The sequence below is a fragment of the Streptomyces sp. SID12501 genome (assembly GCF_010550245.1).
Classification (GTDB): domain Bacteria; phylum Actinomycetota; class Actinomycetes; order Streptomycetales; family Streptomycetaceae; genus Streptomyces.
Genome location: NZ_JAAGLU010000825.1, coordinates 1 through 416, shown reverse-complemented (window position 1 = coordinate 416; position 416 = coordinate 1). Strand labels below are relative to the sequence as shown.

The 416-nt window shown below is 73.8% G+C and carries 1 protein-coding gene; it reads right to left on the bottom strand.

The genetic code is table 11. From position 1 onward, the window contains the following. Positions 1 to 416, bottom strand: a 416-nt coding sequence (locus G3I71_RS48660) for a M17 family metallopeptidase (protein WP_203733222.1), incomplete at both ends; no start/stop codon positions are given.

Genomic DNA, 416 nt, shown 5'->3' with positions numbered 1-416 from the left:
ATGTCGACGACCAGGTCGGGCTTCTCCTCGACGGCCGCGACCAGGCCGTCGGCCATGACGAGCCGGCCCTCGGCGTCGGTGTTGAGCACCTCGACCGTCTTGCCGCCGCGGATCGTGATGACGTCCGACGGGCGCTGCGCGGTGCCCGACGGCATGTTCTCGGCCAGGCACAGCCAGCCGGTGACGGCCACGGGGAGCCCGAGCTGCGCGGCCGCGACGACCGTGTGCAGCACGGCTGCCGCGCCCGCCATGTCGGACTTCATGGCCTCCATGCCGGCCGCCGGCTTGATCGAGATGCCGCCCGAGTCGAACGTGATGCCCTTGCCGACGAGCGCGACGTGCCCCGTCGCGCGCGACGGCGCGTAGGCGACCTTCACCAGGCGCGGCGGGCGCGCCGAGCCCTGGCCGACGCCCAT